Origin of the sequence: Nodularia sp. LEGE 04288, from assembly GCF_963896525.1 — a bacterium.
In the GTDB taxonomy this organism is placed as follows: domain Bacteria; phylum Cyanobacteriota; class Cyanobacteriia; order Cyanobacteriales; family Nostocaceae; genus Nodularia.
Genome location: NZ_CAWQOY010000105.1, coordinates 59680 through 74100 on the forward strand (window position 1 = coordinate 59680; position 14421 = coordinate 74100).

The following is a 14421-nucleotide window of genomic DNA, read 5'->3' on the forward strand; positions in this document are numbered from 1 at the left end:
AGTAAATTTCTGTTTTCATAGCAATATTTTCTTAAGTATCCTAACGCGCTTGAGCAAGAAGATGGAACATTGCAGAAATAACTAACCACAGAGGCGCAGAGTACACAGAGTCGGAAAAAAAGAAGATAGTATCAGTGTAATTTCCATCTCACCCCTGCTCCCTGCTCCCTGCCCCCCTGCCTCTTAATTGCTGCCAATGGTTCCGTTATCATATATGTAACAGAAAAAAAATTATGAGGACGCGATTGTGGCTGACAAAAATCGTTCTCAATGGGACTTAGGCAGATTTATCGACACCTTAACTTATTTCGAGGTGTTTCCTTTGCTGAACTGGGTACAGCAGTTAATTCAAGGTCGTCCCAACGATAATCAAAATCTACCCAATGGAGGAAGAAATGTGGGTGTAATACTGGTGGCTGGTGCGACGGGTGGAGTGGGAAAACGAGTTGTGCAGCGACTGCTGGAACGGGGGGAAAAAGTTCGCGCCCTTGTACGAGATATAGAGAAAGCACGGTCAATTCTCGGCGATGATATTGATTTAGTCGCTGGGGATATCACTAAACCAGAAACTTTGAATTCTATGGTGATGGCTAATATCCAAGCTGTAGTTTGTTGTACCTCCGTCCGTGTACAACCAGTAGAAGGCGACACACCAGATAGAGCGAAGTATAAGCAGGGTGTGAAATTTTATCTGCCGGAAATTGTCGGGGATACTCCCGAAAATGTGGAATATCAAGGTGTGAAAAACTTGGTAGAAGCTGCGGCTAAATATCTACCTCCAGCTAATGAAAAACTGATATTTGATTTCACTAATCCTTCGGCGGAATTAAGAAATGTTTGGGGTGCAGTGGATGATGTGGTTATGGGTGGTGTGAGTGCCAGTAATATGCAATTATTAGAAAATACCGCTGTATTTGCTGGGAATGTCTCCACGGCTAACTCTGGCGGATTTGCTTCGGTGAGAACGAAGAATTTTGAACCTCCCTTTAATTTATCTGATTACGAAGGTGTCGAACTTCGGGTTAAAGGTGACGGTCAGCGTTATAAACTATTTTTACGGACAGATCCAAAATGGGATGGTGTTGGTTATAGTCATTCTTTTGACACTGTAGATAATACTTGGATAACTGTTCGCGTTCCTTTTAAAGATTTGGTTCCTGTATTTCGCGCCAAAGTTTTGCCAGATGCGCCGCCAATTTATGCTGGGAAAATTTCCTCATTCCAACTGATGTTGAGTAAGTTTGAATATGATGGGGCTTTAAATCCCAAGTTTTCACCTGGTAATTTTGCGCTCCAAATAGAATCCATCAAGGCTTATGGTGGGGAGGCTGTTCCGCAGTTTGTCCTTGTTAGTTCAGCCGGAGTAACTCGTCCGGGAAGACCAGGGATTAATTTAGATGAGGAACCCCCAGCCGTGAGATTAAATGACCAATTGGGAGGAATCTTAACTTGGAAGTTGAAAGGGGAAGAGAGTTTAAGAGCCAGTGGGATTCCTTATACAATTATTAGACCTTGTGCTTTAACTGAGGAAACAGGTGGCAAGGAATTAATCTTTGAACAAGGTGATAATATTAGGGGCAAGATTAGCCGCGATGATGTAGCTGAAATTTGTGTGCGATCGCTACAACAATCAGATGCTCATAATATCACCTTAGAAGTCAAAGCAGGTGAAAATAATGCTAATTATATCAATTGGCAGCAGCTATTTTCTAACTTACAGCCAGATGAATAAATCAAAGTAGCAAAAGGGGGACATGGAGACAGGGAGAATACCAAAAACAGATGATCATTTCCCACCTCCTACCTCCACCGCAGGAGTCAATCAAATGTTTCGCAGATTAATTTTAGCCGGAGTTTTGGTAATTATCGTTTGGATGGGCTTATTATCTAACCCAGCCTCATCACAGCAAATCGAGTCTCGCTTTAACAATCTACAAGCAGATTTCAATCGTGTTGAGTCGCGCTTAAGGCGAGTAGAGTCTCAGTTGAGTCAAATGGGTAAATCTCCATCACCAAGAACATCGCTGACCTCACCACAGCGAACGGATGCTGAACGTAATTTATCGCCGCTAGAGCAAAGATTTGAGCGCTTGGCTACGTTAATTGTGGAATTAAAGCAACAAGTTAATAAATTGGAAAAACGGGTTTCTCAAATAGAATCACCTGGTTCATAGGGTTTCTTTGATTGTGTGGTAACTTTCTATGAAACCATTCTCTGTAAACCTGATCGCTCCTTTTCCCTTAACCTCTCACCGATGCAGCAACAGTAACAGCAAAATTTGTAATCAACTGCGCTAGCAGTTCAGGTTGATCTTCAGGTACAAAAGCACGCGATTTTGCCACACGCTCTAGTTGAGCATTAGGGAAGGATTTTTTGAGGCGTTCAGCAAAGTGATCAGAAAAGAATGGATCGTTTTCACCCCAAACAATCAAAACTGGCTGCTTAAAATTGGGAAAGGAACGGGCTGCTTCAAGAGTGTAACGATTGGAAATACCACGCACAGCTTTAGTTAGATCATGACGCACGCCAGAAAAACGAATTAGCGGTGTAAAGTATGCAGACTCTTCTTCTGACTCCAAGGGTTTGTGTGCAAGTAGCCCAAACAAGATATGTCGAGCTAAACGCCAGCGCATTAACTGTGCATATGCAAATATAAAGCCTGGTATGTGAGCAGCATATTGAATGGGACGAAACAACAGCGGTAAAAAGTTTTCAAAAGCATCACAGTTAGTAAGTACAAGTCCTGATATTTTTTCGGGGTACTGGTTAATGACTAATTGGCATATAGCACCGCCTGTATCGTTACCAACTAAGGTGACATCATCTAAACCAAGGGCTGTAACAAAATCTGCTACTAAGCGAGCAAGACCAGGTGGAGTTAAGTCAGTGTCGGGGTTCATTGGTTGGACATGAGAGCCGAGAGGTAAGTCTGGGACAATGCAGCGAAACTCGCCTTCGAGTAGAGATACAACATCACGCCAGAGTCGTCCGTTAACCAGAAGCCCGTGTAGAAAGATTAATATTGGTCCCTGTCCGCGATCGCTGTAGTGAAGTATTCCTTGGGGTAGCTCGACAGTTTTATATTCTTGGGTGTGATTTTCTTGAGCGTCAAAACTCATGTTATTCTCCTGTAAGTGAAAAAATATCAAGCTTGCTTTTTCATCTTAGACTTAGAGTTTGGAGCTAATTCTTGACATCCTCACCGGACTGAAGCCACGGTGATTCCAAGAATCACTTCTTGGGTTTCCTCTTTCCGCGACTCGACTTACTTGGAGGGATTTCTCCACCCAAGCAGAGGTCGATGTCTCCAGAGGCGTTAGTTCCGACGTGACCCGCCGTACTCAATCCGAGTTCTAAAATGTTCCGCGCCGCGTTCCAATCCCGGTTTTGGGTATGCCCACAATGAGAACAAACATGGGTTCTGGTACTAAGAGATTTTTTAACAATCTCACCACAATTAGAGCAATTCTGACTAGTGTAATGGGGCAAAACTGCAACAGTCACTACACCAAAAACCTTACCGAAATACTCAACCCATTGCCGGAACAACGACCACGACACATCACTAATAGATTTAGCCAAGCGATGATTCTTGACCATATTCCGCACCTGCAAATCTTCATACGCCACGAGGTCGTTAGACTTCACTACGCACCTTGCTGTTTTCACGGCAAAATCTTGACGCTGACGACTTACTTTGAGGTGTTTACGAGCAAGTTTATTTCTAAACTTGATTCTATTGTTAGAACCCTTTTTAGTTTTAGACAAACGACGTTGCAGCCGTTTCAAAGACTTCTCGGACTTACGCAGGTGTCTAGGGTTTGCAACTGTTTCCCCGTTACTATCGGTGTAGAAGTGGTTCAAACCAACATCAATACCAATAGTTTTACCCGTTGGCTCTCGTCTTTCTACTCGCTCTTGGTCAATGCAAAACTGGGCATAGTAACCATCAGCACGACGCACCACCCGCACTCGCTTAAATTGTTTCAATTGGTAAAAATGCAGGTCACGAGTTCCCCAGAGCTTGAAAGTTCCCACTTTAAATCCATCGCTAAAAGTGATGTATCTCCGGTCATCAGAAAGCTTCCATCCACTAGTTTTGTACTCAACAGAACCATGCGTTTGCTCTTTCTTGAATCGTGGATAACCTTTCTTCCCTGGTTGAGATTTCTTGCAGTTATCAAAAAATCTAGCAATCGCAGACCACGCTCTTTCCGCCGAAGCTTGACGAGCCATCGAGTTCAACTTGGCTACCCAAGGAAACTTGGTATTAGCGGCAAGGATAGCGCAGAATTTACTCAGGTCGTATCGCCCAATACCCTTATTGTCCATCCAGTATCTCAAGCAAGCATTGCGAACAAACCGCGCAGTTCTAATCGCTTCGTCAAGCGACTGATACTGTTCGTTTGTACCCTCAAGTTTTGCCTCAAATACCAGCATGGTTACGTCAGTTGCACTAACGTAATCGTACCACAATTATGAGCAACAATCATGAAAAAGCCGTCGTAGAATGACGGGGCTTTAGACCCAATTCTTTGGTAAATAAAGTCTAAAGAGAACTAAATCTGACTTGACTTGGACACTCAACCGTGGCGTAGGCGTAGCCCGTCGCAGACATCATCAACCTCAAAAATTCCCTCTATACTTATTCCATCATTGATAAAGGAAAGCTTGCACACCTTTGAGAAGTTCTGGAGTCACAGATAGACTCATATCAGCATCGATAATGGAGGAAGGTTTCGACATCAAAAAACTCTAGATAATCAAATTTACATGATGAATTATAGCAGGAGTACAACTAGTCTTGACAGGCTCAAAAAAAATCTAGACTATATCATTGACTTGTTTGTTTATGATTATGGTTTCCATCCCTATAACTCCAAACATATACTTACTGTTCATTCTGGGAAATATCCCTAAAAATATACTTATTTTCCTACCTCCAAAAAATTGTCCATATCCTTGTAGATGCTTGTAGCTGTATGTTTCTCTGGTGCTAAAATAGCTGCAATGATGATAACCATAAAATACAAATGTCAATCACATCTCTGATACCAACAATTACACTGTTTCTTTTCCTGCTATTTGCGTTGTACGTCACCTTTAGAGACAATAATGTCCATATAAAAAATCTATGGATTTTTCCTGCCTTCCTGTCGGTTTTGTTCTTAACATTCTCGGTTTACGCAGTAGCTTCTGGAGGTTTGTTGGGATTTTGGACTGAGCATATCAGAAATTTTTGGGGTAATCAGATTTGGTTAGATTTGCTTCTGAGTATAGGTATTGGATGGAGCTTTGTTGTACCTCAGGCCAAGGCACTTGGAATGCGTCCACTGCCTTGGCTATTTCTAGTTGTTACTACGGGTAGTATCGGTTTTATGGCAATGATTGCGAGATTGCTTTACCTACAAGAAAAAGCTGAAACGGTAGAAAATTGACAACCGATCTAACCTATGAAACTGGGCGGCACCGGGACTCTGGTAGAGGGCTGAGATATTCTCACACCCTCATGCCTAGAGCGTCGGTCAAGTATTTATTATTGACCTTCATGACACGCTTGCTAGATTTACCACGAGTAATTAGAATGAACCCTAAACCAATAATTATTCCGGCTAGCTGATTAGGTTCAGCTACAGAGGTCGGGACAGGCGTATTTACGACTTGCAATTCTTGAGCTAGAGGTGTCTGGCCTAAGTCAAATCTGTTCCCAACCAGAAAATTTCTTGCTCCTAAAGCATACAAGCTCTTAATGGCAGCACTAATATCACTGACAGGCAAAGTCGGGTCTTTTGTCAAGTCTGGGAATGGGGCAAAGGGATTAGTCGGGTCTTGTGGAATGAAAGCTCCGAAAAAGTTATTAGCTCCCGCCCAAACTATGTAAAGAGCATCTGGATCTGCTTCTCCACCCTCTCCCACGACCAGGTCAAACGCTTCTATCTGATCCTGGAGTCCCGGTAGATCAATTGGAAAAGGCGGAGTTTGGACATTACCTAAATTATCTATGCCACTGGTTGCTCCGCCTACGGCAAAGTTGATCCCTTCATCGGGGATAGAGGTGAGAAAAGTTCCTGTACTCACATTTTCGTAAAAAGGAACAGGCTCTTCTAGAAACATTTGGTTTGCAAGGTACTGCCACCAAACCAGACCATTGGTAAATGCACCTGATGCATATAACGGTTCCCCGGCAAGAGGTCCTTGAATGGCAACTGGAAATGGGAAAGTGCCGTTAGAAAAACCGGAGATATTTCCCACATCGCTGAAACTATCCCCAAACACAATAAGTTTAGTAGTTTCACTCAGAACTTCTGGGCTTAAGGTTGCGATCGCAATATCTGCAATTCGGCTATGGACTGTGGTGGTGATATGAATCTCGTCGTAGTAAAGGAAATTTTCTGGATCAGAGCAAATGCTGGTGGGTGCAATAGCATGGGCTAAGAGAGGTCCTTGGACGCAGGACTGATTAGTTTCTGTTAGCTCCTTGAGCAGGACATCAGCGAAAAGAGTATTCGCATCCATGAGTGAAATATTGCTCCCTGATAGTGTCCCATTCAACGCGCTAATTTCTTGATCGAGTAAGGCATTAAACTCTGTAGTTATCTGAGTGAGTTCTTCTGGGATTGTTAGGGCAACTGTGGGTCGGAGTTGACTGAACGTGCCAATGGAGAAAGAAAGAGTACCTAGAGTCGCTAACCAAACCAAAGTTTTTGGGGCTTGAAATGTAAATGAATGCATCGCTTTTACGCTTTCCTTTCAACAAATAATGGAGGCAAATCAAATTTGGTCTTATGCTGATATCAATTTACATTAAAACTGGGTCAATTCCATGGAAAATTGCTATAAACTAGTGGCTGAGTTAATAATATTAGTTCCTAAATAAGCGTAGGTTTTATCAACAAGGAGAAAGGGCGATGAAGCTGATTTTCTCTGTATCCTAGCCTTTTTGTCCCCCCGCAAGGTTCCAATCATCATCATACTGCTCTCGATTGTCCATTCTTGACTCATCAAAATAGACAATTTTCTCCACTGGTAGGGTGGATAATTGCGTTAGGAATGCTTATCGTTTGGCTTCACCCCGTTCACGGTAGCCATAGGCCTTTTTTTTCGCGTCAAACCAATTTTTTTTCTCTTTAAATTTGGATGAAACGCATGAATATCCGCCTTCCTAATTGATTGGCTATTTCCTGTCCTAAACGCTGGGCTTCTGTCCGGAAAAACAGTTTAGAAAATTCAGCGATAGAGACAAAGTTTAAAGGGACAACGAGTAAAAATTTACCTATAAATTGCTGGATCTTGTGCCAAATTTCATTTAGTCTGGTCACTGAAGCGAAAGGAGTGTTTATTACTCTCGTCCACATCATGATCTCATCGAAACTTTCTTTTGAGAGCTTTTCTAGATTGGTAACAACTTCATTAACTAGAACATTACGTAATGAATTTCCTTGAGAAGAGTATAAAAACTCTAACATTCGATCTAATGTCAGGGAAAGGTTAAAATCATCACTTTGAGAAATACCATTTAATAAATCTGACACTAGCTCCCATTGGATAGTCTTGTTGTTCAAACAGAAATTTTTGAGAGCATCCCATAAAACAGGCGAGCGATTGGTTAATACCCATTGTGCAATATAGGGATACCCGAATTTGTAAGCCTGAAAATCGGGATTAAATTTGAGAGCTATTCCTTCAATGGTGGCAAAGCATCTAAAAACTAACACGTAGAATTTAGGAATTTGCCAGGAATATTCGTAAATTAAACTTAATAGCTTCTCAAACATTTGCTTGAAGCCCAATTCAGCGATACTAGTTTCCCGAATATTGCCAAACATCTCAGTCAGTTTGGGAATTAAGGGAACTACATCAGTTCCTGGGGGTAAAAATTCTAATAAAATCAGGTCTTGAGCAAGGGCTGGAAAATCACCAGTCACCAAATGTAAAAAGAAGATAATCAACAAGTCACGCGTCTCTGGTACAACTTCGCTCATCATGCCAAAGTCCAGGTAAGCTAATTTCCCATCTGGGGTTACTAGTACATTACCTGGGTGAGGATCGGCATGAAAAAACCCACCTTTGAGCAGTTGTTGTAAAGCAAATTTAAATTCTAGAGAAATTAAATCAGCAGGGTCTAATCCTTGGGCGAGAATCACGTCAGTTGAGGTGATTTTTACGCCATTAACCCACTCCATTGTCAGGACTCGACTCGTGGTGTACGCTGAATAGATGCGTGGCACATAAATTTGCGGCAAATTACCGTAGAGTTGGGCAAATTTCTGGGCATTTAAACCTTCTTGAACATAGTCCATCTCTTTAAAGATACTATTAGCAAGTTCATCGGTCAAAGCTCTAATATTGGTGTGGATGAATGAAACATTTTTTTGTACCCAAGTTGATAATTGCTGTAGTAAATAAATATCTAGAACCAGGATATCGATGATTCCAGGTCGTTGCACCTTGACAGCGACGATTTCACCTGTCTTGAGTTTTCCCTTGTAAACTTGTCCTAAAGAAGCAGCAGCTACAGGTTCGGGATTCAGTTCAGCATAGATTTGGTCATAGGGACATCCGAGTTCTTCTTCTATTACCTTATAAGCTTGATCATTAGAGAAGGGAGGTAATTGGTCTTGCAGATGAGTGAGTTCGTCTACATAAATGGGTGGTATGAGATCGGGACGACAAGAAAGCACTTGTCCCAATTTGATGAATGTTGGACCTAACTGAATCAGCTTCTGCACTAACATTTTGGCTCGTAGCTGCTGATTCCGTTGCAAGCGCCGAGTTAGCCAGTCCCATACTAGGAAAATGGCGAACAATAAAAACGAATTTAAAATAGTCAAGCGACGTGACCAAAGTTTCCCAGGCGGCTGGCGATGGTTGGCAATAGCGGCAAGATTATCTGGTAACGGTAGTGTACTATGTTTCATTTTTAATTATAAAATTCATAAGTGTGAAACAGTATAAGCTAAAAAACAACAAATAATACCAGCAAAATATACAGATTTGATAGTTAAAGAAATGCCGCTCTGGTACCGGAGACTGCTAGATTCGCAGAATAAGGGAGGAATTAGCGCAAATTTTTGATCCAATCCCTCATCACCACTCCCTTTTACTTGTTTACTTGATGATAGTTATATCTGCACTATTGACGCTGCTGGTATTTTTATCACCTTTTAAGTCGCTGATTATTCATCGGAATTGACATCGCTTCTATGTTCATCACGCAGCAGTTCGAGCAGAAAAGGACGTACAATATCCTTAACGGGACGAGCCAACTGCTCCCAAAATTGTTTCTGCTCCTGCAATAATTGAATGTAAGTTTCAGGGCTGTGGGGAAACGGCACGGTAAACGGGATGCTTCCAAATCCGCCAAAGGATATGGACGAACTTTGACCACCTAATCCCGTGACTGAAATAGGTTTACCACCGTTAAAAAACTTACCAAGGAAAACATTGCCGATCTTTAATCCTTCAGGAGCGATCGCAGAGATCGGGAAGGGAGCATCTAGGGGGATATTGGGAATAGCATCCAACGTATTTTCAATGCGATAGCAAAGTTCTTCTCCTATTTGCTGGTTGTAGAAATCTACAAAATCTTGATTACCAATTTTACAAGCGGCGATCGCATAAACTTTGATTAGCAATCCCCCAGATGCAGCAGGACCGAACCAGCGTCGCAGAGCCAGACCCCCCAGTTGACAGAGGGAGCCACCCAAACTGTGACCTGTTACCCATACCTCTATCTGTTCATTTAATGGTGTTAGCTTAGATAAAAGCTCCTCTTCCAGAAAAGTTAAAACTTCCGCCAGTTCTTCATCGTCATCAATTTCACCGTCGGCAAATACTTGCTGAACTAAGTATTGAGCTTGTTCATCAAACTCTGCTCCTAGTCGGATTGCTCCCGCATCAGCCAAAGCAGTAAGACAGGCAAATTTCCGTAGGGGAGGTAACTGATAGAGCTTCCGGAAATCAGAGGGTTTTAATTCACCCCGCAGAGTCTTAAAGAAGAATTGAATTTCATCAGCAATGGACTCAAAGGCTATATTAAACCCTCGCACGACTTTTGCCCGTTGGATAGCCATTCCGCCATAATCAACTAGTTTCCAATCGACATCAGAAACTACACCATCCAGGTCAATGGAACCGTTATCCATACCGGCTGTGCCTCGAAAGGAAACTGCATACTGATGAGCAACTCCTGATTGAGTATTTTTGAGAATTAGTCCCCGATTATTCGTGTCGTCATTACGGATGGTGTGAACTAACTCCCATCCCTGATTTTTATAGAGAGCCTTGTAAATTGTCTTTAGCTCTACATCGTCAACGCTGCCATCATCATACTGGAACACATCATATGCGTACTTAGAAAGAGTTGTCATCAGGATAGCTTCATCAAAACTAAAGCCTTTACGCAACTTTAAAACTGCTTCAGTGGGTTGTTGATTTTCAGGAATAGCTAAGGATTTAGGGCGTTGTACTGCTTCAGCCGGTTGTTGATTTTCAGGAATAGCTAAGGATTTAGGGCGTTGTACTGCTTCAGCCGGTCGTTGATTTTCAGGAATAGCTAAGGATTCAGGAGGTTGTACTACTTCAGCCGGTTGTTGATTTTCAGGAATATCAATTTCACCAGATATTTCTGCTTGAATTGGCAGTTTTTCTTGCTGCCAAATAGCACCATTAATTGTGCCGTGATTAGCATTGCTAGTTTTATCGTTACTATCTCCATTTAAAGGATAATAACCTACCAATCCTGGCTCATTTCCCGTCAAACGGGAGTTCATATTTTGCTGAATTTCTTCTGGAGTGCGAGCAATATTCCAGATGCGAAACTCCGTCAAAGAACCTTTCCAATAGTGACTACCATAGACAGAAGAAGCAATAACAAATTTTTGAATTCCGCTTAGAGTTTTTGTATTTCCCTCACCTTGATGCCAGATTTCGCCGTTACGATAAATAAACATTTTCCCGGTGGAAGCATCTTTGACAAAAGCCCAATGTGTCCAGGAATTATATTCTTCTAGTTTAACTCCTTTGTCGATGCGATTATACCCATTTTCATTACCTGCATCCCAAAAAATCCAAGAATTTCCCCAAGGTAAATGAACATTTAAAACGCGAGAATTCTGAGAATTATAAGCTTCAAAAACACTGGTGGATTCTGTGACACTATTTTCTCCTTTAGCCCAAAATTCGATGGTGATTGCTTTATCGATTGTGGGAAAACCTTTAGACAGGGTAAGGCTATCATCTATGCCATCAAATGACAACACAGAATTATTTGTGGTATTTGAATCCATAATTTTATTGCTGGTAGGATTATGACTATCTGTAATTACATTGCTACTCTCAATTTCACCAGAGATTGTCGCTTGAATTGGCAGTTTTTCTTGTTTCCAAGTAGCACCATTAATCGTGCCATTATTGCCTTTAGCTGTCTTGTCAGTAGCGACATTACCCGAACCTTCATTCAGAGGATAATAAGCCGCTAATCCCGTTTCTTGACCTGTTAGACGGGAAGACATGGTTTTTTCAATCATTTCTTGCGTTCTCGCAAAATTCCAAACACGCGCTTCAGCAATTTCGCCTTTAAAGAAATAGCTGTTCCTATGGATACCTATGTCAAGAGTGCGATCACCGGGATCGAAGGGAGGAATATTACTCGCTTGGCTGACTAATTGACCATCCTGATACAAACACATGATCTGCGTTTGGCTATCATAGGTGAGAGCTATATGCAGCCAAGTGTTTTTCAGGCATGGTTGGGGAGTTTGTACCATATACCATTGCCCATTATGTCCAGCAGCGATCGCATTGGGTGCAAACAGCGCGTGCTGATTTCCAGAGAGAATATTGCTTTCTGGTTTGGCTGGTTCGGGAAGTTTAATCCAGGCTTCTTTGGTATAGGAAGCTGTTAAAATTCCATCAGGCAATTTAACATAATCATCTATACCATCAAAGAATAAGACAGAATTCTTTGTGTTCATTTCACCAGATATTGCCAATTCAATTGGTAGTTCTTCTTGTTGCCAAACAGCACCATTAATTGTGCCATTATTAGTATTGCTGGTTTTATCATTATCATCGCCATTCAAGGGATAATAACCCACTAATCCTGGCTCTTTTCCCGTGAGACGGGAGTTCATATTTTGCTGAATTTCTTCTGGAGTGCGCGCAATATTCCAGATGCGAAGATCAGCAATTTGACCCGCAAAAAAACGTCGAGTCCCCCCTCCTTTACTGATAGAAGTACCCGCCGCTACATATAGAGGAGAATAATTTTGCGTAGATTGAATTGTTGTATCTTGGGTTTGACTTTGTTCAATACCATCAATATACAAGAACAACTGGGAGTCTTGTTTAACAAAAGCTACATGATGAAATTTTTCGTCATTAACCAATATTTTCGAGGAAACAGAGGGATTTTTTCCATCATAGCGAGAGCCATAGACTGTTCCCTTGGTAGAACTATAACGAATAGAATAAGGAAAAGCACTTCCTTGCCACTTTTCAATAATATTGACATCAAAAATCGTATTAGATCCAGGTTCAATTGTGCCAATTTTCAACCAGAGTTCGATACAGAAATTTTGATTTTGATCAAAGTTAATAGCATCTTGGTTAGGAATAACTAGGTAATCATCTTGTCCATCAAACGCTAACACGGATTGGTTGGAAATCAGATTATTTGACATAAAGCTTATTACCTAAATGCTTGCTGAATAAGTCTAGAAACTGAATCTAGGTGTCACAGAGATTGAGAAATCAAAGGTTGGTTGATTAGTCCTCAAATTTATACAGTTATTTCTGGTGAAAAAAGGAAGGTTTTTAGACATCTGTGGTCAATGATCTTGCACTTGTTTGCACAGAAAATTCGGTAAACCTCGGAGACTAGAATAATTCCCAATACATGGGAGGAATTAGAGCAATTTTTTTGTTCCAATCCCTCATTCCTAGTACAGCACGGCGTAAATAAGACAACCATCAGCAATCAATGAAAAGCCTATAGAGTCAGCTTTTTGACTTTTGACTTCCGCCCTGCGGTACTAGTACCTTTTACTTGATGATAGTTATATCTTCGTTATTTTTGACGCTGCTGGTCTTTTTATTACCATTTAAATCGCTGATTTCTTGACGATTTACATCTGTTTTCTGTTCATCATGTAGCAGGTCAAGCAGAAAAGGACGTAAAACATCCTTAGCGGGACGAGCCAAATCTTGCCAATATTGTTGCTGCTCCTGCAATAATTGAATATAAGTTTCAGGGCTGTGGGGAAACGGTACGGTAAACGGGATGCTTCCAAATCCGCCAAAGGATATGGACGAACTTTGACCACCTAATCCCGTGACTGAAATAGGTTTACCACCGTTAAAAAACTTACCAAGAAAAACATTGCCGATCTTTAATCCTTCAGGAGCGATCGCAGAAATCGGGAAGGGAGCATCTAGGGGGATATTGGGAATAGCATCCAACGTATTTTCAATGCGATAGCTAAGTTCTTCTCCTATTTGCTGGTTGTAGAAATTTACAAATTCTTGATTACCAATTTTACAAGCGGCGATCGCATAAACTTTGATTAGCAATCCCCCAGATGCAGCAGGACCGAACCAGCGTCGCAAAGCCAGACCCCCCAGTTGACAGAGGGAGCCACCCAAACTGTGACCTGTTACCCATACCTCGATCTGTTCATTTAATGGTGTTAGCTTAGATAACAGCTCCTCTTCCAGAAAAGTCAAAACTTCCGCCAGTTCTTCATCGTCATCAATTTCACCGTCGGCAAATACTTGCTGAACTAAGTATTGAGCTTGTTCATCAAACTCTGCTCCTAGTCGGATTGCTCCCGCATCAGCCAAAGCAGTAAGACAGGCAAATTTCCGTAGGGGAGGTAACTGATAGAGCTTCCGGAAATCAGAGGGTTTTAATTCACCCCGCAGAGTCTTAAAGAAGAATTGAATTTCATCAGCAATGGACTCAAAGGCTATATTAAACCCTCGCACGACTTTTGCCCGTTGGATAGCCAAAGCGCCATAATCAACTAGTTTCCAATCGACATCAGAAACTACACCATCCAGGTCAATGGAACCGTTATCCATACCGGCTGTGCCTCGAAAGGAAACTGCATACTGATGAGCAACTCCTGATTGAGTATTTTTGAGAATTAGTCCCCGATTATTCGTGTCGTCATTACGGATGGTGTGAACTAACTCCCATCCCTGATTTTTATAGAGAGCCTTGTAAATTGTCTTTAGCTCTACATCGTCAACGCTGCCATCATCATACTGGAACACATCATATGCGTACTTAGAAAGAGTTGTCATCAGGATAGCTTCATCAAAACTAAAGCCTTTACGCAACTTCAACGATATAGTCATAGTCATGTCTCCATTTCATCAATTTAAATGAGATTCGGGTATAAAATAGAACTGCAATA

9 protein-coding genes are annotated in these 14421 nt (G+C 41.6%); 3 read left to right on the plus strand and 6 right to left on the minus strand.

The window, feature by feature from the left end; translation table 11 throughout:
- Window positions 1-247: 247 nt before the first annotated feature.
- The gene (locus tag AACX33_RS11255) at window positions 248-1732 is read left to right on the plus strand and encodes a CIA30 family protein (protein WP_194000727.1); all 1485 of its coding nucleotides are present in this window, start codon (window positions 248-250) and stop codon (window positions 1730-1732) included.
- A 94-nt stretch (window positions 1733-1826) separates the two neighbouring features.
- Complete coding sequence (locus AACX33_RS11260) at window positions 1827-2174, plus strand: hypothetical protein (RefSeq protein WP_194000749.1); 348 nt, start codon at window positions 1827-1829, stop codon at window positions 2172-2174.
- A 67-nt stretch (window positions 2175-2241) separates the two neighbouring features.
- Here AACX33_RS11260 and AACX33_RS11265 read toward each other — a convergent pair whose 3' ends face one another.
- Window positions 2242-3120, minus strand: a complete 879-nt coding sequence (locus tag AACX33_RS11265; RefSeq protein WP_194000729.1) for an alpha/beta fold hydrolase — start codon at window positions 3118-3120, stop codon at window positions 2242-2244.
- 112 nt (window positions 3121-3232) lie between these two features.
- Window positions 3233-4441 (minus strand): RNA-guided endonuclease InsQ/TnpB family protein, encoded by a 1209-nt coding sequence (locus AACX33_RS11270; protein WP_227788676.1) that lies wholly within the window; start codon window positions 4439-4441, stop codon window positions 3233-3235.
- Window positions 4442-5034: 593 nt separating this feature from the next.
- Here AACX33_RS11270 and AACX33_RS11275 point away from each other — a divergent pair.
- Window positions 5035-5439, plus strand: a complete 405-nt coding sequence (locus tag AACX33_RS11275; protein WP_194003109.1) for a hypothetical protein — start codon at window positions 5035-5037, stop codon at window positions 5437-5439.
- 61 nt (window positions 5440-5500) lie between these two features.
- On the opposite strand, the gene AACX33_RS11280 is transcribed toward AACX33_RS11275, so the two are convergent.
- The 4 genes from AACX33_RS11280 to AACX33_RS11300 all read right to left on the minus strand — a co-directional run bounded on the left by AACX33_RS11280 (window position 5501) and on the right by AACX33_RS11300 (window position 14362).
- Window positions 5501-6733 (minus strand): SGNH/GDSL hydrolase family protein, encoded by a 1233-nt coding sequence (locus tag AACX33_RS11280; protein ID WP_194003107.1) that lies wholly within the window; start codon window positions 6731-6733, stop codon window positions 5501-5503.
- Between the two features lie 395 nt (window positions 6734-7128).
- The gene (locus AACX33_RS11290; protein ID WP_194003105.1) at window positions 7129-8919 is read right to left on the minus strand and encodes an ABC1 kinase family protein; all 1791 of its coding nucleotides are present in this window, start codon (window positions 8917-8919) and stop codon (window positions 7129-7131) included.
- Between the two features lie 258 nt (window positions 8920-9177).
- Window positions 9178-12684: a LamG-like jellyroll fold domain-containing protein gene (locus AACX33_RS11295; protein ID WP_194003103.1), complete on the minus strand. Its 3507-nt coding sequence runs from the start codon at window positions 12682-12684 to the stop codon at window positions 9178-9180.
- Window positions 12685-13045: 361 nt separating this feature from the next.
- A complete protein-coding gene (locus AACX33_RS11300) occupies window positions 13046-14362 on the minus strand; it encodes a lipase family protein (protein WP_194003101.1) in 1317 nt (438 codons plus the stop codon).
- Between the last annotated feature and the right edge of the window lie 59 nt (window positions 14363-14421).

What these genes read in the sequence shown, in the direction of transcription:
- AACX33_RS11270 (WP_227788676.1), bottom strand. Translation starts at nt 4,441, where the DNA reads ATGCTGGTATTTGAGGCAAAACTTGAGGGTACAAACGAACAGTATCAG.
- AACX33_RS11280 (WP_194003107.1), bottom strand. Translation starts at nt 6,733, where the DNA reads ATGCATTCATTTACATTTCAAGCCCCAAAAACTTTGGTTTGGTTAGCG.
- AACX33_RS11300 (WP_194003101.1), bottom strand. Translation starts at nt 14,362, where the DNA reads ATGACTATATCGTTGAAGTTGCGTAAAGGCTTTAGTTTTGATGAAGCT.
- AACX33_RS11260 (WP_194000749.1), top strand. Translation starts at nt 1,827, where the DNA reads ATGTTTCGCAGATTAATTTTAGCCGGAGTTTTGGTAATTATCGTTTGG.
- AACX33_RS11265 (WP_194000729.1), bottom strand. Translation starts at nt 3,120, where the DNA reads ATGAGTTTTGACGCTCAAGAAAATCACACCCAAGAATATAAAACTGTC.
- AACX33_RS11295 (WP_194003103.1), bottom strand. Translation starts at nt 12,684, where the DNA reads ATGTCAAATAATCTGATTTCCAACCAATCCGTGTTAGCGTTTGATGGA.
- AACX33_RS11290 (WP_194003105.1), bottom strand. Translation starts at nt 8,919, where the DNA reads ATGAAACATAGTACACTACCGTTACCAGATAATCTTGCCGCTATTGCC.
- AACX33_RS11275 (WP_194003109.1), top strand. Translation starts at nt 5,035, where the DNA reads ATGTCAATCACATCTCTGATACCAACAATTACACTGTTTCTTTTCCTG.